This is a genomic window from Bacillus sp. NPDC060175, from assembly GCF_042728695.1.
GTDB lineage: Bacteria > Bacillota > Bacilli > Bacillales > Bacillaceae_G > Bacillus_A.
This window is the reverse complement of record NZ_JBHWYR010000003.1, coordinates 75,152-94,087: the sequence shown is the minus strand read 5'-3', so window position 1 is coordinate 94,087 and position 18,936 is coordinate 75,152. Positions and strand designations below refer to the sequence as shown.

20 protein-coding genes and 1 tRNA gene are annotated in these 18,936 nt (G+C 39.5%); 18 read left to right on the top strand and 3 right to left on the bottom strand.

The genetic code is table 11. The features are described from left to right. Positions 1-10: 10 nt before the first annotated feature. Together ACFWDE_RS02725 and ACFWDE_RS02720 are read right to left on the bottom strand one after the other, a co-directional pair. Positions 11-499 carry a YhcN/YlaJ family sporulation lipoprotein gene (locus ACFWDE_RS02725; protein WP_377889855.1) on the bottom strand — a complete coding sequence of 163 codons (489 nt, stop codon included), beginning with the start codon at positions 497-499 and terminating at the stop codon, positions 11-13. Positions 500-606: 107 nt separating this feature from the next. Further along, positions 607-813: a DUF1657 domain-containing protein gene (locus tag ACFWDE_RS02720; protein ID WP_000216167.1), complete on the bottom strand. Its 207-nt coding sequence runs from the start codon at positions 811-813 to the stop codon at positions 607-609. A gap of 205 nt (positions 814-1,018) precedes the next feature. Here ACFWDE_RS02720 and ACFWDE_RS02715 point away from each other — a divergent pair, with 205 nt between their 5' ends. From ACFWDE_RS02715 to eno, 13 genes are all read left to right on the top strand, one after another. Then, a complete protein-coding gene (locus ACFWDE_RS02715) occupies positions 1,019-1,798 on the top strand; it encodes a YxeA family protein (protein WP_377889853.1) in 780 nt (259 codons plus the stop codon). An 83-nt stretch (positions 1,799-1,881) separates the two neighbouring features. Further along, positions 1,882-2,181 (top strand): hypothetical protein, encoded by a 300-nt coding sequence (locus ACFWDE_RS02710; RefSeq protein WP_016096555.1) that lies wholly within the window; start codon positions 1,882-1,884, stop codon positions 2,179-2,181. A 474-nt stretch (positions 2,182-2,655) separates the two neighbouring features. Beyond that, positions 2,656-2,838, top strand: a complete 183-nt coding sequence (locus tag ACFWDE_RS02705) for a hypothetical protein (protein WP_377889978.1) — start codon at positions 2,656-2,658, stop codon at positions 2,836-2,838. A gap of 33 nt (positions 2,839-2,871) precedes the next feature. Then, positions 2,872-3,072 (top strand): hypothetical protein, encoded by a 201-nt coding sequence (locus tag ACFWDE_RS02700; protein ID WP_001029589.1) that lies wholly within the window; start codon positions 2,872-2,874, stop codon positions 3,070-3,072. Positions 3,073-3,435: 363 nt separating this feature from the next. After that, positions 3,436-3,511 (top strand) — tRNA-Arg (locus tag ACFWDE_RS02695). Between the two features lie 258 nt (positions 3,512-3,769). Next, positions 3,770-5,077, top strand: a complete 1,308-nt coding sequence (gene rpoN, locus ACFWDE_RS02690; RefSeq protein ID WP_377889850.1) for an RNA polymerase factor sigma-54 — start codon at positions 3,770-3,772, stop codon at positions 5,075-5,077. Positions 5,078-5,086: 9 nt separating this feature from the next. Beyond that, positions 5,087-5,332, top strand: a complete 246-nt coding sequence (locus tag ACFWDE_RS02685) for a glutaredoxin family protein (RefSeq protein WP_002144911.1) — start codon at positions 5,087-5,089, stop codon at positions 5,330-5,332. A gap of 135 nt (positions 5,333-5,467) precedes the next feature. Further along, positions 5,468-6,496 (top strand): gapA transcriptional regulator CggR, encoded by a 1,029-nt coding sequence (gene cggR / locus ACFWDE_RS02680; protein ID WP_377889847.1) that lies wholly within the window; start codon positions 5,468-5,470, stop codon positions 6,494-6,496. Positions 6,497-6,522: 26 nt separating this feature from the next. Then, on the top strand, positions 6,523-7,527 hold the full coding sequence (gap, locus tag ACFWDE_RS02675) for a type I glyceraldehyde-3-phosphate dehydrogenase (RefSeq protein ID WP_377889845.1): 1,005 nt from the start codon (positions 6,523-6,525) through the stop codon (positions 7,525-7,527). 139 nt (positions 7,528-7,666) lie between these two features. Next, on the top strand, positions 7,667-8,851 hold the full coding sequence (locus ACFWDE_RS02670; RefSeq protein WP_002112800.1) for a phosphoglycerate kinase: 1,185 nt from the start codon (positions 7,667-7,669) through the stop codon (positions 8,849-8,851). Positions 8,852-8,883: 32 nt separating this feature from the next. Continuing rightward, positions 8,884-9,639 (top strand): triose-phosphate isomerase, encoded by a 756-nt coding sequence (gene tpiA / locus ACFWDE_RS02665; RefSeq protein ID WP_002016069.1) that lies wholly within the window; start codon positions 8,884-8,886, stop codon positions 9,637-9,639. Next, positions 9,636-11,165 (top strand): 2,3-bisphosphoglycerate-independent phosphoglycerate mutase, encoded by a 1,530-nt coding sequence (gene gpmI / locus ACFWDE_RS02660; protein WP_002089542.1) that lies wholly within the window; start codon positions 9,636-9,638, stop codon positions 11,163-11,165. The genes tpiA and gpmI overlap by 4 nt, the downstream gene beginning before the upstream one ends. 30 nt (positions 11,166-11,195) lie before the next feature. Further along, a complete protein-coding gene (gene eno, locus ACFWDE_RS02655) occupies positions 11,196-12,491 on the top strand; it encodes a phosphopyruvate hydratase (RefSeq protein WP_002112796.1) in 1,296 nt (431 codons plus the stop codon). A 50-nt stretch (positions 12,492-12,541) separates the two neighbouring features. On the opposite strand, the gene ACFWDE_RS02650 is transcribed toward eno, so the two are convergent. Next, on the bottom strand, positions 12,542-13,492 hold the full coding sequence (locus ACFWDE_RS02650; protein ID WP_377889841.1) for a nucleoside hydrolase: 951 nt from the start codon (positions 13,490-13,492) through the stop codon (positions 12,542-12,544). 375 nt (positions 13,493-13,867) lie between these two features. On the opposite strand from ACFWDE_RS02650, the gene ACFWDE_RS02645 reads away from it, so the two are divergent. From ACFWDE_RS02645 to rnr, 5 genes are all read left to right on the top strand, one after another. Further along, the gene (locus ACFWDE_RS02645) at positions 13,868-14,245 is read left to right on the top strand and encodes a CidA/LrgA family holin-like protein (protein ID WP_179117541.1); all 378 of its coding nucleotides are present in this window, start codon (positions 13,868-13,870) and stop codon (positions 14,243-14,245) included. After that, positions 14,242-14,934 (top strand): LrgB family protein, encoded by a 693-nt coding sequence (locus ACFWDE_RS02640; RefSeq protein ID WP_377889838.1) that lies wholly within the window; start codon positions 14,242-14,244, stop codon positions 14,932-14,934. Before ACFWDE_RS02645 ends, ACFWDE_RS02640 begins: the two co-directional genes overlap by 4 nt. A gap of 95 nt (positions 14,935-15,029) precedes the next feature. Next, a complete protein-coding gene (gene secG, locus ACFWDE_RS02635; protein WP_002144925.1) occupies positions 15,030-15,263 on the top strand; it encodes a preprotein translocase subunit SecG in 234 nt (77 codons plus the stop codon). A gap of 162 nt (positions 15,264-15,425) precedes the next feature. Further along, positions 15,426-16,166 (top strand): alpha/beta hydrolase, encoded by a 741-nt coding sequence (locus ACFWDE_RS02630; RefSeq protein WP_162836430.1) that lies wholly within the window; start codon positions 15,426-15,428, stop codon positions 16,164-16,166. Positions 16,167-16,389: 223 nt separating this feature from the next. Beyond that, complete coding sequence (rnr, locus tag ACFWDE_RS02625) at positions 16,390-18,816, top strand: ribonuclease R (RefSeq protein ID WP_377889969.1); 2,427 nt, start codon at positions 16,390-16,392, stop codon at positions 18,814-18,816. Positions 18,817-18,936 lie beyond the last annotated feature (120 nt).

Sequence of the window (18,936 nt, the reverse complement as noted above, 5' to 3'; positions counted from 1 at the left end):
TTTAGAAAGCTTAAATATTGGATCCCATTTCTGATTGAATGAGTTTTAATTGTTTTTTGATGCCATCTTTACTTACTTTCTTTTTCTTAATTTTGTTTTCAAGTTCTTCTATGAGCATAAAGATCTTTTTGTCTGTACTTACACGAATATCGAAAGTAGGGTTTTCATCACTTAGCTTCTTTTTTAATTTACTTCGTAAAGGTTTTAAACCAAATCTTTCGTGATGTTCAGGCTTGACGGCTATGTAAAGATCTAAATTTGTATTAACGGCGGTAGCTTCTATAATTCCCTCCATAGTGAGAGCTTTTTTCTTAGCTTCTTGCGATATAGATTGATTAAAGGATTCTGTACTCATTTTTGTTAACTTAGGGCCCTTGTCTTCTTTCGTTCGTTTTGCTTCTTCTTTTTTTACCTTTTTATCTAACGGGCTATTATCACATCCGGTAAGTGAACCGAATAGGAGCATAAATAACGCGGTTATGATTCCAAGTTTTCGCATTATAATCATTCCATTTCTATTGCATTATGTAATGTGAGAGAAAAAGGATGATTGCATATCATCCTTTTTCTCACATTGTGTACCATTAGATGAAATGGTACTTTCGGTTATTGCTGTGTGTATTGTGGTTCTTCTTGCTGGACTTCTTCAACACGTGGATTTAAAGAATCAATAATTGTTTGTGTTTGCTGCGCAGCTGTTTGGAAAAGTTGCTTTGCTTGTTGGTTATCCGTATCAAGAGCGAATCCCTCTAAGCTAGCTTGTGCACTTTTTAATCCTGAAACAGTTTGCTTAAGTTTTGTAATTACAGTCATTGAATGAAGCCCCCTTTGGAATATCAATTCAAAGATTATAATTTGTGAGTTGAGGTGAATTTATGATTGGAAAATTTAGGTGTGCTACATGTGTAGGTTCCAATTTTGTAATGAATATGTAAGGATAAGCGATAGTGGAAAAAACCTTTTTCTCCTAGAATAAAGAACGCAAAGCAAGTTAAAAGGATATGTTAAGGAGAGAAAAATGAAGAAATTATTATTAGGTTTAATTGGAATTTTTATATTAGTTATTGGTGTAGCAAGCTTTTCTCATAATGGGGTGACTGATAGATATAATCCGCTTGTGAAAGAAGACTTTGTATATGTAAAAGCGAAAGAGTCTGGCCGACTATCCACAGTTGGAGAGGTAGCTGGAGACTATAAACTTACTGGTTATTACGCTTCGGGTGAAGGAAGAGATGTTAAGTTTTATGCGCCGCGTGGACTTAGAGAAGGAGCAGCGGAAAGAGATCTATACAAAGAGCCGTCGAAGGTCGATAAGAATAAAGAAACGATCTTTAATGCAAAACTGAAAGAGTTAAAAGGTCGCGTATTATTCGCAGCCAACCCGACACGAGCGGTAGAATTCTTAGAACAAATGGTACAAGCTGCGGATCATCCGACGTTAGCGCGATCCATTCAAGACGAGTTCTTTACTTTAGGACAAGCGGTATTACAAAGCGCAGGCGGAAACGTAGAGGCATCGCACAAGGTTCGCCAAGAGCTAGGAAATACGCATAATAAATTAGTTCGTGCTACTCAGGTCGAAGGAGCGGGCGAAGCATTCGAAGTATTACAAACGATCGAATCTATCGAAAATGGTGCATTCGTAAATACTGCGAAGTTTGAGGTGGCGTTTGGCGAGTTCTCGAAAGACCTAGTCGAATACGCGAACGACACGGAAACATATAAGAACGTGCATCGCGATCGCATTCTACAAGTACAGATGGAACACGCCGACATGAAAGGCGCGCTTATCCAATAAGAGGATGCGGAAAATCGGGGCGGCGAGGTCTACGGGCTTCGCTACGCCTCGTTATAAAATGACAAAAAGGAGATGGCGAAGAAATGGCACATACCACATCATGGAGAAAAGAAAGCGGGTACGATAACGAGACGAAAATTAAACAGGAAAATCCGAACGTCGTTACTAGGAGAATGTGCGAGATTGACGCATCTAGGACGAGAGGGCAACTTGCTCGTAATTTATCGGAGCTGATCGGCGAGGCTCGCAGCAAGTACGGAAACAACTTTATTTTAGTTAACGAAGGCAGCGAAGATGATCCGAATTGGAAGATCGTACACCAACTGGTGGCAAAGGGATCGGCAGGAATAAAGGAGGAAGATATATTTGATCGTTGGCTATAGGTTGGCGAAACTCTTTTGAGCGGTCAAATGATCGCTACTATAACGAAAAGGATGCGATAAGATGGCGAAGATCAGCGCGAAGGAAAGGGCAGCAGCGACAAAAGAGACAACGCAGTCACGATCGGGCATGGTAATGTCTAGGCATAGTCAGCCCACGGGAAATGCGGAAATGAAGAAGGCGGCGCCGATCGTAATCCACGGCAGGGCGATGGCACGAAACATCGTAGGATAATGGCGAAGTGGCAGCGAAGTTTAGAGCAATCAAGAGGGAGATAGGTTTGGCGGAGATTGGCGGGAATTTCTCGCCTGTCTTTCTTTTTGTAGGATATATGCGAAAAGTGCGATACCGAGAATGACGGCACTCTATATATCTTAGGCGACGAAACGGTCAAGGAAGAAGAAGTCGTTAAGGCGTTAGCTAAAACGAAATAATCGAAAATGATCGGCTAGGGCTTCGGCTCTAGTCACTTTTTTATGCGTAAACGATATAGATTGGTAACGAATGGAATCGCATCATTCACATTCAAAGAAAATAACGTTTCTAATGCGATTGGGCAGCCGCTATCGGAACTTACCCCCGACAGTGTGTTACAATTAATCGAAGCGGAAAGCGAGGATCTCCAATTGACTGGACGTGTGATTGGTTGGACAGTTTAAGAAGGTTGTATAAAAAAGGGAGATGGCGCAAAGATGGCGAAAGCAAAAGAGAGTGATTTAACGGAGAAATTGGCAGAAGGTCAACGAAAATATGGTGACGGCAACTTTACAATACAGAACATCGGTGATGAAACTAACCCAAATTGGACTGTCGTAAAAAATGTGAGGAAGGGATCAGCAGGCATTCGTGAAGAGGAAGATATATTAAGACTGCGATCAAAATATATAAAATAGTGCGGAAATGGGCGGGAATCACTTCGCCTGTCTTTCTTTTTGTAGACTATATGCGGAAAGTACGATACCGAGAGGTGCAATTCCAGTCGATTAAATTTAATGTGATGAACAGGTTATGCGCCTATATGCGTTCTATTGCGATTTAATTAGATTAAGAGGGGGAACGAAAGAAGGAAAACTGCGTGCTAAAGCTAGTGTAGACGAGATTTTTATGCTTGCGCATTAGGTTAGCGTCAGGATATAATATCCATATGTAAAGAAGCGAACGTCTACGTGTTGGTGTTCGTATCCTACGTTTAACTTTCGGTAAGAACAAATCGGAAGAAGACGGAGGCAAACCGTTGATATTATCGTAATAATCATGCGCCCATAGCTCAGTCGGATAGAGCGGTGGTTTCCGGTACCACGTCTGCCGGGGGTTCGAATCCCTCTGGGCGCGTCAAAAAGTCCTAACTTACGTTTTGTAGGTTAGGACTTTTTTATTTCCCTCTTGTTATATCTAGTTATAAGATTTACTATTAGTATGTGGTAATAACTTTTACGTGTTATTATTTTCTTTCAATATTATTCAAATTTCGGTTGTAAGTTGTAAATCTCATTAATACATATAAATTAATAATATTTTGGAATGGGTGTCTGCGTGAGGATTCTCCTTTTACCAAACTTATTGTACAATAGAAACAAGGGGGAGATTAGTTTGAAGGCAAGTCTTTTACAAGAACAAAGCTTACGTTTGGCAATGACACAAGAGTTAAGGCAAGCGATTACAATGCTCCAGTATAATGTACAAGAATTATCGGAGTTTTTATATGAGCAATCGTTAGAGAATCCCCTTATTGAGTTAGGTGGTTTCGAGAGGGAGAAGAAAAAGAGCTCTAACACAAGTAAAAGTACCGGCAAACAAGTCGAGAATCAAATGGAAATCTACAGTGTGGATTCTACAACGATTCAGCAACATTTATTAAATCAACTACAGTATTATAAAATAGATGAAGAAGAGCGAAAAGCAGCTTCTTTCATTATTATGAACATGGATGGAAATGGCTATTTACAAGAAACAAATGAAGAGTTATCAGAGCTTCTTTCTGCGCCAATCGATGTAGTGGACCGTTCCGTGGAGCTTGTTCAATCGTTAGAGCCAGCAGGGGTAGGTGCGCGTAATATTCAGGAATGTCTATCAATTCAATTGAAGCGCTTACAAAGAAGAAATGGTTTAGCGGAAGAAATTATAGATGATCATTTTAATTATTTCGTTAAGAAAGATTGGCGAAAGCTCGTTCAGGTGTTGAAGTGTACCAACGAGGAATTACAGGATGCGGTGAACTGTATTACATCATTACAGCCGAAACCAGGTCTTGCATTTTCTTCTGATAAACCACTTTATATCGTGCCTGATATGGCGGTGAAAAAAGATGGTGATCATCTCGTTTTACAGATGAATGAGAGAAATATGCCAAGAATTGAAATTCACTCTGAGTATAGTGCGTTACTAAATAATAGTGAAAGTGAAGTGGCTTCTTACGTATCGGAGAAGTATCAGCATGTGCAATGGATTATGCGCAGTTTGAAACAGAGAAAACAAACACTCTTACAAGTGATGAATATTATTATGGAAAAACAGCATGATTTCTTCTGGAAAGGTCCAGAGTATTTAAAACCACTTGCTTTAAAAGAGGTGGCGGAAGAGTTGGGTGTGCATGAGTCTACAATTAGTCGTGCAACGCGTAATAAATATGTGCAAACGCCGCATGGTTTATTTGAGATGAAATCGTTCTTTAGTAATTCTATTTCTACGACGGAAGATGAGGCGGTTTCTACAAAGCGTGTGAAACAATTCATTCAAACGCTTGTTGGAGCAGAAAATAAGAAAAAGCCACTTTCGGATCAAAAGATTTCAAAATTATTAGAAGAAGAGTATGAAATCGTTATTTCTCGCAGAACGGTTGCGAAATATAGAGAACAAATGCATATTCCTGCTTCGTCTCTAAGAAAAACAATTGGATAGGTGAAGAAGATGAAGGTTGTACTATATACAAAAAAAGATTGTGGTCTTTGCGTGAAGGCGAAACAAATTTTAAAGGAAGTACAATGTGAATATTCTTTTCAAATTGAGGAAATAGATATATATGAAGATAATGACCTTTTAGAGAAATACCATCTAATGATTCCTGTTGTAGAAATAGGCGGAAGACAAGTAGAATATGGTAACATTCACAAAGGTGTCATAATAAACTATATAAACAATGCAGTTAAGAGTTGAATAAGTTTCTATCTCCTGTTACAATAATACACGTAGCAGGGATTATTTTTTTAACCTAAGTGGGACACAAAATGTCACTACGGGACACAAAGTGACCACAAAGGAAAATGAACCGATGTAGTGAGGAGAAAAGATATGCGCTCATGGATTCAGAACACAAAAAAATTATTACCTGATCTGCTACCTGTTATGCAAACGAGAATGCAAGTGCTTCAGTACATTAGGCTTATGCAGCCGATTGGAAGAAGAAACTTATCTGCAAGTCTCGGTATGACAGAACGAGTATTGCGAAGTGAAGTTCAAGTTTTGAAAGAACAAAACTTAGTTCACGTCGCTTCTTCTGGAATGACTTTGACAGAAGAAGGAACAGCTTTAGTTCTTGCTTTGGAAGACTTTATGAAAGAAATTTCCGGGTTAAAGGTTTTAGAAAAACAACTTAAGGAAACATTAGACTTGGATGAAGTTTTCGTTGTCCCTGGTGATAGTGATGAATCACCTTGGGTCAAACTGGAGATGGGCCGTGCTTGTGTGACTTGTATAAAAGACCGTCTGACAGTGAATAATATCGTTGCTGTGGCTGGGGGAACTACGCTAGCTGCTGCTGCGGACATGATGCAACTTGATTGCAAAGATTTACATATGCTATTTGTCCCAGCACGTGGTGGAATTGGAGAAGGTGTCGAGTTAGAAGCCAATACCATTTGCGCCAAAATGGCACAAAATACGATGAGTAATTATCGCTTATTGTATGTTCCAGATCACGTTAGTAGCGAAGCATATGCGTCTATTGTAATAGAGCCCTCCGTGAAAGAAGTTCTTGAGTTGATTCGATCTTCCAATATCGTCATTCATGGAATTGGTGATGCGTTAATAATGGCACGTCGCAGAAATACTTCAGAAGCAGATTGGTTAAAGATTCAGGCAAGCGAAGCAGTTGGCGAAGCTTTCGGTTACTACTTTAATGAACAAGGAAATGTTGTTCATAAAGTAAGAACAGTTGGTATGCAACTTGAAGATTTACAACATGTATCTCACGTTGTCGCAGTCGCTGGAGGTTCTTCAAAAGCAAAAGCAATACAGGCTGTAATAAAGCAAGGGCACACTTCAATTCTAATTACAGATGAAGGTGCAGCAAAACAATTAACAAAGGGTAATACCCTTTAATATAATCCCCCAAGGAGGAAATTTAAATGACTAAAATTGGTATTAATGGATTTGGACGTATCGGACGTAACGTATTCCGCGCAGCTCTTAACAACTCTGAGGTAGAAGTAGTAGCAATCAACGACTTAACAGATGCTAAAACATTAGCTCACCTTTTAAAATATGATACAGTTCACGGAACTTTAAATGCAGAAGTATCTGCTAACGAAAACAGCATCATTGTTAACGGTAAAGAAATTAAAGTTATCGCTGAGCGTGACCCAGCTCAATTACCATGGAACGACTACGGAGTAGAAGTAGTAGTAGAATCTACTGGCCGTTTCACTAAAAAATCAGACGCTGAGAAACACTTAGGTGGATCAGTTAAGAAAGTTATCATCTCAGCTCCAGCTTCTGACGAAGATATCACTGTAGTTATGGGTGTTAACCACGAAGAATACGATGCAGCTAACCACAACGTAGTATCTAATGCTTCTTGTACTACAAACTGTCTAGCTCCATTCGCTAAAGTATTAAACGAAAAATTCGGCGTAAAACGCGGAATGATGACAACAATTCACTCTTACACTAACGACCAACAAATCTTAGACTTACCACACAAAGATTTACGTCGTGCTCGTGCAGCGGCTGAAAACATGATCCCAACATCTACTGGTGCTGCTAAAGCTGTAGCATTAGTATTACCAGAACTTAAAGGTAAATTAAACGGCGGCGCTGTACGTGTTCCAACTGCTAACGTTTCTCTTGTTGACTTAGTTGTTGAACTTGACAAAGAAGTAACAGTTGAAGATGTAAACGCAGCATTCAAAGCAGCTTCTGAAGGCGAATTAAAAGGTATCCTTGGATACAGCGAAGAGCCATTAGTATCTATCGACTATAACGGATGTACAGCTTCTTCTACAATCGATGCATTATCTACAATGGTAATGGAAGGTAACATGGTTAAAGTACTTTCTTGGTACGATAACGAAACTGGTTACTCTAACCGCGTAGTAGACCTAGCTGCATACATGACTTCTAAAGGTCTTTAATTCTTAAGTATATAAGCAATCAATGACAAAACGAGGGAGAGGGTTTGTTCCCTCTCTCTCTTCTTTCGTTTTAGAAGCAAATGTGATAAGCTTTTGAATGGGTTTTGTCAATCCTAACTAGTAGTCGGAGGGAAATCCAATGAACAAAAAATCAATTCGTGACGTAGATTTAAAAGGTAAGCGTGTATTTTGCCGCGTTGATTTCAACGTACCTATGAAAGAAGGCAAAATTACAGATGAAACTCGTATCCGTGCAGCTCTTCCTACAATTCAATATTTAGTAGAGCAAGGTGCGAAAGTAATTTTAGCAAGTCATTTAGGCCGTCCAAAAGGTCAAGCAGTAGAAGAATTACGTCTTACTCCAGTAGCAGCACGTTTAGGCGAGCTTCTTGGTAAAGATGTTAAAAAAGCGGACGAAGCATTCGGACCAGTTGCACAAGAAATGGTTGCAGCAATGAACGAAGGCGACGTAGTAGTTCTTGAAAACGTACGTTTCTATGCGGGCGAAGAAAAGAACGATGCAGAACTTGCGAAAGAATTTGCAGCTCTTGCTGATATCTTCGTAAACGATGCATTCGGTGCAGCTCACCGTGCTCATGCTTCTACAGCAGGTATCGCAGACTACCTACCAGCAGTATCTGGATTATTAATGGAAAAAGAGTTAGATGTATTAGGTAAAGCACTTTCTAACCCAGAACGTCCATTCACAGCTATCATCGGTGGTGCGAAAGTAAAAGATAAAATCGGTGTAATTCGTCATCTATTAGACAAAGTAGATAACTTAATCATCGGTGGCGGACTTGCTTACACATTCGTTAAAGCTTTAGGTCATGAAATTGGTCTATCTCTATGTGAAAACGACAAAATTGAACTAGCTAAAGAATTTATGCAACTTGCAAAAGAAAAAGGCGTAAACTTCTATATGCCAGTTGATGTTGTCATCACAGAGGAATTCTCTGAAACTGCAACAACTCAAATCGTTGGTATCGACTCTATCCCTTCTACATGGGAAGGCGTGGACATCGGTCCTAAAACACGTGAAATTTATGCAGATGTAATTAAAAACTCTAAGCTTGTTGTATGGAATGGACCAATGGGTGTATTCGAAATGACTCCATTCGCAGAAGGTACAAAAGCAGTAGGGCAAGCATTAGCAGATGCAGAAGATACATACTCTGTTATCGGCGGTGGTGACTCTGCAGCAGCTGTTGAAAAATTCGGTATGGCTGATAAAATGAGCCACATTTCTACTGGCGGCGGTGCGTCATTAGAATTCATGGAAGGCAAAGAGCTTCCAGGTGTAGTTTGTCTTAACGACAAATAAGTAGCAGCCAAAGAAAAAGGACGGTGCAAAGCATGCGTAAACCAATTATCGCAGGTAACTGGAAAATGAATAAAACTCTATCTGAAGCAGTTAGCTTCGTAGAGGAAGTTAAAGGTCAAATCCCAGCAGCTTCAGCTGTTGATGCAGTAGTTTGCTCTCCAGCTCTATTCCTAGAGCGTCTTGTAGCAAAGGCTGAAGGAACTGACTTACAAGTAGGTGCACAAAACATGCACTTCGAAAAAAATGGTGCGTTCACTGGCGAAATTAGCCCAGTAGCACTTAGCGACTTAAAAGTAGGCTACGTAGTACTTGGCCACTCTGAGCGTCGTGAAATGTTTGCTGAAACAGACGAATCAGTAAACAAAAAGACTCTTGCAGCATTTGAACATGGTTTAACACCAATCGTTTGTTGTGGTGAGACTTTAGAAGAGCGCGAAAGCGGAAAAACATTTGATCTAGTAGCAGGTCAAGTGACAAAAGCACTTGCAGGTTTAACAGAAGAGCAAGTTAAAGTAACTGTTATCGCTTATGAGCCAATCTGGGCTATCGGTACAGGTAAATCTTCTTCTTCTGCAGATGCAAATGAAGTATGTGCGCACATCCGTAAAGTTGTTGCAGAAGCAGTTTCTCCAGAAGCTGCAGAAGCTGTTCGTATTCAATACGGCGGTAGCGTAAAACCAGAAAACATTAAAGAGTATATGGCACAATCTGACATCGACGGCGCTTTAGTTGGCGGTGCTAGCTTAGAGCCTGCTTCGTTCTTAGGTCTTCTGGGGGCGGTAAAATGAGAAAGCCAACAGCTTTAATCATTCTTGATGGTTTCGGACTACGTGAAGAAACTTACGGGAATGCTGTAGCACAAGCTAAGAAACCTAATTTTGATGGTTACTGGAACAAATTCCCTCACACAACGCTTACAGCTTGTGGTGAGGAAGTAGGTCTTCCAGCAGGTCAAATGGGTAACTCAGAGGTTGGTCACTTAAATATCGGTGCTGGCCGCATCGTATATCAAAGCTTAACACGCGTAAACGTTGCAATTCGTGAAGGTGAGTTCGATCAGAACGAAACTTTCCAAAATGCAATTAAAAGCGTGAAAGAAAAAGGTACTGCTCTTCATTTATTCGGTTTACTTTCTGATGGTGGTGTGCATAGTCACATGAACCATATGTTTGCTCTTCTTCGCTTAGCAGCAAAAGAAGGCGTGGAGAAAGTATATATCCATGCATTCTTAGATGGCCGCGATGTTGGACCACAAACAGCAAAAGGTTATATCGATGCAACAAATGAAGTAATTAAAGAAACAGGAGTAGGACAATTCGCGACTATCTCTGGTCGTTATTACTCCATGGACCGTGACAAGCGTTGGGATCGCGTAGAAAAATGTTACCGTGCTATGGTGAATGGTGAAGGCCCTACTTATAAATCAGCAGAAGAGTGTGTAGAAGACTCTTATGCAAATGGTATTCATGATGAATTCGTATTGCCGTCTGTAATTGTTAACGAAGATGACACGCCAGTTGCAACAATCAATAATGATGATGCAGTTATCTTCTATAACTTCCGTCCAGACCGTGCAATTCAAATTGCTCGTGTATTTACAAACGAAGACTTCCGTGAGTTCGATCGTGGTGAAAAAGTACCTCACATTCCTGAGTTCGTTTGTATGACACATTTTAGTGAAACTGTAGATGGTTACGTGGCATTCAAGCCAATGAACCTTGATAACACATTAGGTGAAGTTGTTGCGCAAGCGGGATTAAAGCAACTTCGCATCGCGGAAACTGAAAAGTATCCGCACGTTACATTCTTCTTTAGCGGTGGTCGTGAGGCTGAATTCCCGGGAGAAGAGCGTATTTTAATTAACTCACCGAAGGTTGCAACATATGACTTGAAACCTGAAATGAGCATTTATGAAGTAACGGACGCTTTAGTAAATGACATCGAAAATGATAAACATGATGTTATCATTCTTAACTTTGCAAACTGTGATATGGTTGGCCATTCTGGGATGATGGAACCAACAATTAAAGCAGTAGAAGCAACTGACGAATGTTTAGGAAAAGTTGTAGAAGCGATTCTTGCAAAAGATGGTGTAGCACTTATTACTGCTGACCATGGTAATGCCGATCAGGAGTTAACTGCTGAAGGCGGTCCTATGACAGCTCATACAACTAACCCGGTTCCTTTCATCGTTACAAAAAATGATGTAGAGCTTCGTGAAGGTGGTATTTTAGGAGATATCGCTCCAACAATGCTTACACTTTTAAATGTGGAACAACCGAAAGAAATGACAGGTAAAACAATTATTAAATAATTTGCTTATATAAAAAGGAGAGAATTTATTATGTCAACAATTATTGATGTTTATGCTCGCGAAGTCCTTGACTCTCGTGGTAACCCAACTGTAGAAGTAGAAGTTTACACAGAAAGCGGCGCATTCGGACGCGCTATCGTACCAAGTGGTGCATCTACTGGTGAGCACGAAGCAGTAGAATTACGTGACGGTGACAAATCTCGTTACCTTGGTAAAGGTGTTATGAACGCAGTAAACAACGTTAACGAAGCAATCGCTCCAGAAATCGTTGGTTTCGACGTAACTGATCAAGCTGGTATCGACCGTGCTATGATCGAATTAGATGGTACTCCAAACAAAGGTAAACTAGGCGCTAACGCTATCCTTGGTGTATCTATGGCAGTAGCTCACGCAGCAGCTGACTTCGTAGGTCTTCCATTATACCGTTACCTTGGTGGATTCAATGCAAAACAATTACCAACTCCAATGATGAACATCATCAACGGTGGTTCTCACGCTGATAACAACGTTGATTTCCAAGAGTTCATGATCTTACCAGTTGGTGCTCCAACATTCAAAGAATCAATCCGTATGGGTGCTGAAGTATTCCATGCACTTAAAGCTGTATTACATGACAAAGGTCTTAACACTGCAGTAGGTGACGAAGGTGGATTCGCTCCAAACCTTGGTTCTAACCGTGAAGCATTAGAAGTAATCATCGAAGCTATCGAAAAAGCTGGTTACAAAGCTGGCGAGAACGTATTCTTAGGAATGGACGTTGCTTCTTCTGAGTTCTACAACAAAGAAACTGGTAAATATGACCTTGCAGGCGAAGGCCGTACTGGCTTAACTTCTGCAGAAATGGTTGATTTCTACGAAGAGCTTTGCAAAGACTTCCCAATCATCTCTATTGAAGATGGTTTAGACGAAAACGACTGGGATGGTCACAAATTATTAACTGAGCGTATCGGTGATAAAGTACAATTAGTTGGTGACGATTTATTCGTAACTAACACTCAAAAACTTGCTGAAGGTATCGAAAAAGGTATCTCTAACTCAATCTTAATTAAAGTTAACCAAATCGGTACTTTAACTGAGACTTTCGAAGCAATCGAAATGGCTAAACGTGCTGGTTACACAGCAGTTGTATCTCACCGTTCTGGTGAAACTGAAGATGCTACAATCGCTGACATCGCAGTTGCAACTAACGCTGGCCAAATCAAAACTGGTTCTATGAGCCGTACTGACCGTATTGCTAAGTACAACCAATTATTACGTATCGAAGACGAGCTAGGCGAAATCGCTGTTTATGCTGGTTTACAATCTTTCTACAATATCAAACGATAATTGTAGAAAATAACGACAGACCGTGAGAAATCACGGTCTGTTTTTTTATGTTAAAATTGTTCATCTGTCATGAATGACATGAAATATTTAAAAAAGAGATTGTAATCAAAATCTATAGCAATTTGCTGTGAGGGCCGATTGATGAATGGGCTTGATCCTACTAAAGAGCGGAAATCACCGATGCTTGCTCCTTGAGCGTAAGATTCGGTCATGACGGTAATTGGTGATTTGTAGTAGGTAAACATAGAATTATCAAGTAAAGCTAATATCGGTAGCGTGTCATGAAAAGGGCAGCCTTTTAATTGAGGTAAAATTTTTTCGTAATATCCATAGTAGTAATGATCGAATAGAGGTTTGACGAGAGAAGCCTTTCCTTTCGCCTCAATATATTCAGCCATGTCAGGTGTAACGATGGAATACTGCGTTACATTTAACGGGTATATGTACATGTTGGATGCGGATTGTAATACAATGTTAGCCGCGATTGGATCACCATAAAAATTCGCTTCTGATACGGGAGTTACATTACCTGGGTGCAAAAAGGAACCACCCATTACATAATAAGATTTAATTTGCTGCATTAAGTTTTTATATAAAATAAATAAAATAGCTAGGGAAGTGAGTCGCCCTAAACTTACAATGATTAGTTCGTCTTTATACTGCTCGATAAGAGGGATAACTTTAAAGAAATTCTCCATTTCTCCGTTTTGTAACTTTTCATTTGGAATGATTGGTCCTAATCCTTCTTTACCGTGAACATCGGTAAAAAAAGCGGGTGGACATCCATTGAGAGGACGTTCTGAACCACCAAATATTTTTATATCTCTATTTCTTGATTTTTGTTTAAGAAAATGAGCATTTTGTACGGCCATTTCTTTTGGAACATTGCCGTAATCAGCGACAATCCCAACGATGTCAATTTCATCGATAAAGAATGCGAGGAGGAGGGCTATCGTATCGTCGATTCCAGGATCACAAAAAATGAGAACTTTTTTAGACATATGTTCACCACCTATCTTTATATATATGTGTGCTAGAGAGAAGGCAGAATGAAAATGGAGTGAAGGGTTTTATCCCGCATTAACTGCCCGTAAAAGCCCGATTGGCGAAGGCTAATAATCAGAGGGGGATGGACACCCCCCCTCTGATTAAAGTTTCACTTTATTTTATTGAAATAATAACAATCAAAATTCAGAAAATATAAACTTTGTATATTAGGTCAATGTTTTTGACGTAAATTACATGTGGAAACGCAGTCATATCAAGGGTGTAAGCGTATAATATAGTGGATTTTCGTTGTTGATTTGATAAATTGCAGGTTTTTACAATTTATACTATGATAAGGATATTAACAGAAGATCGTATAAACATGAGGGATGATGAACATGAAACTTACAAAGATTCTTGTCCAAATTGCTGCTCTTTATGTATTGTATATGGTTGGAAATTGGGTGCAAGAAATGTTGAATATTCCGATTCCAGGAAGTTTGATTGGGATGTTCCTTCTACTTGTTTTACTTAGCCTAAAAGTACTTCCAGTGAAATGGTTTGATTTAGGAGCAGAAACACTCGTTGCTATTATGCCGTTTTTATTAATTCCGCCAACGCTTGGCTTAATGAATTACGGTGCTTTTTTTATGAGTAAAGGAATTTCTCTTTTCATTACAGTTGTAGCGAGTACGTTTTTAATTATTATTGTCGCAGGACATACAGGACAATATCTTGCGAATAGAAAGGAAAAAGAGACACAATGAGCAAAATATTAATCGGAATTGGTTGGGTTCTTTTTACGGTGCTATTATATCAATTATCTAAAAAAATCTACAAATTATTTCCAACGCCATTTACCATTCCAATGCTTGTTGCAACAGGATTAATGGCTTTCTTATTTATAGTGCTTGATATACCATATCAAAATTATATGGAAAGTGGTGGTGGCTGGATTGCGAAGCTACTCGGACCAGGTGTTGTAGCATTTGCAATCCCGCTTTATAAACAACGTCATGTTCTGCAAAAATATGTTGTACCAATTGCTGGTGGTGTATTAGTAGGTACAACAGTTGCTATTGCAAGTGATTTCGCTATCGCCACACTTATGGGAACAGATAAAAGCTTAATTTTATCTTCTTTACCAAAATCAGTGACAATGCCAGTTGCGATGAGTGTATCGGAACAAGTTGGTGGTGTCCCGTCCTTAACAGCAGCCTTCGTCGTTATCGCAGGGATTACTGGAACGATTACGGGACCAATTTTATTAAAATGGAGCCGCGTTACAAACTCAGTTGGTAAAGGGATTGGCTTTGGATGTGCTTCTCATATTATGGGTGTTATGAGAGCGATGAAAAATAATGAGCATGAAGGTGTTATTGGATCGGTAACAATGACATTAACAGCAATTTTGACATGTTTGCTCGGACCGTTATTCGCAATGGTGTTTATGTAATAGAAGAAAAGCGAGAGTGACTCTATAGCTCTCGCTTTTCTATAGGATTTATGCTAACATTTAAACTAACTGAATCTTTGTAGGAGGTACGCCAAGTGCATACGTTATTATCAGTTTTACTTATTATTGTATCGATTTTAATGATTGTTATGGTACTTATGCAGTCTAGTAATAGCTCAGGCCTTTCAGGCGCTATTTCAGGTGGTGCAGAGCAATTGTTTGGTAAGCAAAAAGCACGTGGAATTGAAGCGGTATTAAACCGTATTACAGTTGTCTTAGCTGTATTATTCTTCGTACTAACAATTGGTGTTACGTACTTAAATTTATAGAATTAAAAAGAAGAAGCGTTAGCCGATTATGCTAATGGTTCTTCTTTTTTTAATTTGTTATTCGAAAAAAGTTTCTAATTAGATTATAGAATTATAAATATGGTACACTAAGAATAGAAAGAATACGACTAGATTACAGAAGAGAAAGAGGAGAAGTACATGATGAAATTAGCATCTCCAAAACCATTTACATTTGAAGGTGGAGACCGCGCTGTTTTGTTATTACATGGATTCACAGGGAACTCAGCTGACGTACGCATGCTAGGGCGTTTCTTAGAGAAGAAAGGCTATACTTGTCATGCGCCAATTTATAAAGGACACGGCGTACCACCAGAAGAGCTTGTTCATACAGGCCCTGAAGACTGGTGGAAAGATGTAATGAATGCCTACCAGCATTTAAAAGATCAAGGTTACGAGAAAATAGCTGCGGTTGGATTATCATTAGGCGGAGTATTCTCATTAAAACTTGCTTATACATTACCGATTTTAGGTGTTGTACCAATGTGTGCACCGATGTACATTAAAAGTGAAGAAATTATGTACCAAGGTATATTGGCATATGCCCGCGAATATAAAAAGCGTGAGCAAAAATCACCAGAACGAATTGAGCAGGAAATGTTTGAATTTAAACAGACACCAATGAATACATTAAAAGCATTACAGGAGTTGATTCGTGATGTACGCAATAATGTTGATATGATTTATGCTCCAACATTCGTTGTACAAGCACGTCATGATGAGATGATTAATACAGATAGTGCTAACATTATTTATAACGGTGTAGAATCTACGTTAAAAGACATTAAATGGTATGAAGACTCTACGCATGTCATTACACTTGATAAAGAACGTGATGTGCTACATGAGGATGTATATAACTTCTTGGAGCAACTAGATTGGTAAGATCTAGTTGCCTCTTTTTTTCATAAGGGAATTTATTATCCCAATTGGTGTGGGCTAATAATCAGTGGGGAGGGACAAAACTCCACTGATTAAAGTTACACTTTATGAAAGCTGTAAAAAATCATTGGGAGATGATTAAAGTTTCACTTTATACATCCCCCATCTTTCGGATACACTAAATAATATAAGGGTTTAAAGGAGGTATTTCTGCTTGGAAGAAATCATGCAAGAACATATTGATAAGTTGTTATTATTTATGAGGGAAGAAGCGTATAAACCGTTAACGATACAAGAATTAGAATCGGCATTTGGAATCGAAGGCTCTGAGGGCTTTAAAGATTTCGTAAAGGCACTTGTAATGATGGAAGAGAAGGGGCTTGTTATCCGCACACGTAGTAACCGCTACGGTCTTCCAGAAAAAATGAATTTAGTACGCGGTAAATTAATTGGGCATGCACGTGGTTTTGCGTTCGTTGTTCCAGAAGAGAAGAAAACAGGAGATGATGATCTTTTCATCCCGCCTACAGAATTAAATGGTGCACTTCATGGTGATACAGTATTAGCACGTGTTAGCGCGCAATCAAGTGGATCACGCCAAGAAGGCGCGATTGTTCGTATTTTAGAGCGTGGAACGAAGGAACTAGTTGGTACATATACAGAGTCAAAGAACTTTGGATTTGTTATACCTGATAATAAACGCTGGACAAGTGACATTTTTATCTTGAAAAGTGCATCTATGGGTGCTGTAGAAGGCCATAAAGTAGTTGTGAAAATTACGGGCTACCCAGAGAACCGTTTAAGCGCAGAAGGTGAAGTTATTCAAATTCTAGGTCATAAAAATGACCCAGGAGTAGATATTTTATCTGTCATTCATAAACACCATTTACCTTTAGCGTTCCCTGAAGAAGTGATGGAACATGCAAACAGTGTACCAGAAACGATTTCAGAAGAAGATATAAAAGATCGCCGTGATTTACGTGATCAAATGATTGTTACAATTGATGGTGCGGATGCGAAAGACTTAGATGACGCTGTTACAGTAACGAAGCTTGAGAACGGTAACCATAAGCTTGGCGTTCATATTGCGGATGTAAGTCATTACGTTCAAGAAGGTTCTCCAATTGATGTTGAAGCAGCGGAGAGAGCAACGAGTGTATATCTTGTAGACCGTGTAATTCCGATGATTCCGCATCGTTTATCAAACGGTATTTGTTCATTAAATCCGAAAGTAGACCGTCTGACACTATCTTGTGAAATGGAAATCAACAATCTAGGTGATGTTGTAAAACATGAGATTTTCCAAAGTGTAATTAAAACGACAGAGCGTATGACGTATGCTGACGTAAGAAGCATTTTAGAAGATGAAGACGAAGCACTAATTGAACGCTACGAGCCGCTAGTACCGATGTTTAAAGAAATGGGGCAGTTAGCACAAATTTTACGTGAAAAACGTATGCGCCGCGGTGCGATTGACTTTGACTTTAAAGAAGCGAAAGTACTAGTAGATGAAGAAGGAAAACCGACTGATGTTGTAATGCGTGATCGTTCTGTATCAGAGAAGTTAATTGAAGAGTTTATGCTTGTTGCGAACGAAACAGTAGCAGAGCACTTCCACTGGATGAACGTACCGTTTATGTACCGTGTCCATGAAGATCCGAAAGAAGATAAGCTTGAGCGTTTCTTCGAGTTTGTAACAAACTTCGGATATGCAGTAAAAGGACGTGCGAATGAAATACATCCTCGTGCGTTGCAACAAATTCTTGAAATGGTTCAAGGTCAGCCGGAAGAAGTAGTCATTTCAACAGTTATGCTTCGTTCTATGAAGCAAGCACGTTATGATTCGGAGAGCTTAGGACATTTCGGTTTATCAACTGAGTTCTACACGCATTTCACATCACCAATTCGTCGTTATCCAGATACGATTGTTCATAGGTTGATTCGTGAATACGTCATTAATGGTAAAGTAGACAACGAAACGCAAGCGAAATGGCGTGAAAACTTACCTGAGATTGCAGAGCACTCTTCTAATATGGAACGTCGTGCTGTTGAAGCAGAGCGTGAAACAGATGAAATGAAAAAAGCAGAGTATATGGTTGATAAGATTGGCGAAGAGTATGACGGTATGATTAGCTCTGTAACAAACTTCGGTTTATTCGTAGAGCTTCCAAATACAATTGAAGGTCTTGTACACGTTAGCTATTTAACAGATGATTACTATCGTTATGACGAAAAACATTTTGCGATGATTGGAGAACGTACAGGTAACGTATTCCGCATCGGTGACGAAATTACAATTCGTGTTATTAACGTAAATAAAGACGAGCGCGCAATCGACTTTGAAATCGTTGGTATGAAAGGCACACCTCGTCGTAAGTTCAAAGATCGTCCAGTTGTGATTGAACAGCCAAGAACAGGCAGAAAGAAACGCGGTGGACGTAGCGAGCGCACTAATGAGCGCGGTGGCGAGCGCGGCACAGGAAGAAAGTTTGATCGTGGTGGACAAGGAAAAGGAAAAGGATCAGCATCTCCATCAGCATCCACATCCGCTAGTCAGCCAGGGAAAAAAGATGGTAACGGTAATGGTAAGAAGAAAAAAGGCTTCTTTGAAAATGTACCAGGATTCAAGAAGAAAAAGAAAAAGCGTAAGTAAGAAAAGAGTGGCTTCGCTTTGATAAAAAGCGAGGCCTTTTTCTTTTTTGTTGTAATCCAGCTACAGTGGCTAGAATGTGAGGTGGCTTCGCTTCTTCCCAGGAGGCAAAGAACGCCTCAA

Coding starts and splice junctions, on each gene's coding strand:
- ACFWDE_RS02725 (WP_377889855.1), bottom strand. CDS start 499: ATGCGAAAACTTGGAATCATAACCGCGTTATTTATGCTCCTATTCGGT.
- ACFWDE_RS02720 (WP_000216167.1), bottom strand. CDS start 813: ATGACTGTAATTACAAAACTTAAGCAAACTGTTTCAGGATTAAAAAGT.
- ACFWDE_RS02715 (WP_377889853.1), top strand. CDS start 1,019: ATGAAGAAATTATTATTAGGTTTAATTGGAATTTTTATATTAGTTATT.
- ACFWDE_RS02710 (WP_016096555.1), top strand. CDS start 1,882: ATGGCACATACCACATCATGGAGAAAAGAAAGCGGGTACGATAACGAG.
- ACFWDE_RS02705 (WP_377889978.1), top strand. CDS start 2,656: ATGCGTAAACGATATAGATTGGTAACGAATGGAATCGCATCATTCACA.
- ACFWDE_RS02700 (WP_001029589.1), top strand. CDS start 2,872: ATGGCGAAAGCAAAAGAGAGTGATTTAACGGAGAAATTGGCAGAAGGT.
- ACFWDE_RS02685 (WP_002144911.1), top strand. CDS start 5,087: ATGAAGGTTGTACTATATACAAAAAAAGATTGTGGTCTTTGCGTGAAG.
- cggR (WP_377889847.1), top strand. CDS start 5,468: ATGCGCTCATGGATTCAGAACACAAAAAAATTATTACCTGATCTGCTA.
- gap (WP_377889845.1), top strand. CDS start 6,523: ATGACTAAAATTGGTATTAATGGATTTGGACGTATCGGACGTAACGTA.
- ACFWDE_RS02670 (WP_002112800.1), top strand. CDS start 7,667: ATGAACAAAAAATCAATTCGTGACGTAGATTTAAAAGGTAAGCGTGTA.
- tpiA (WP_002016069.1), top strand. CDS start 8,884: ATGCGTAAACCAATTATCGCAGGTAACTGGAAAATGAATAAAACTCTA.
- gpmI (WP_002089542.1), top strand. CDS start 9,636: ATGAGAAAGCCAACAGCTTTAATCATTCTTGATGGTTTCGGACTACGT.
- eno (WP_002112796.1), top strand. CDS start 11,196: ATGTCAACAATTATTGATGTTTATGCTCGCGAAGTCCTTGACTCTCGT.
- ACFWDE_RS02650 (WP_377889841.1), bottom strand. CDS start 13,492: ATGTCTAAAAAAGTTCTCATTTTTTGTGATCCTGGAATCGACGATACG.
- ACFWDE_RS02645 (WP_179117541.1), top strand. CDS start 13,868: ATGATGAACATGAAACTTACAAAGATTCTTGTCCAAATTGCTGCTCTT.
- ACFWDE_RS02640 (WP_377889838.1), top strand. CDS start 14,242: ATGAGCAAAATATTAATCGGAATTGGTTGGGTTCTTTTTACGGTGCTA.
- ACFWDE_RS02630 (WP_162836430.1), top strand. CDS start 15,426: ATGAAATTAGCATCTCCAAAACCATTTACATTTGAAGGTGGAGACCGC.
- rnr (WP_377889969.1), top strand. CDS start 16,390: ATGCAAGAACATATTGATAAGTTGTTATTATTTATGAGGGAAGAAGCG.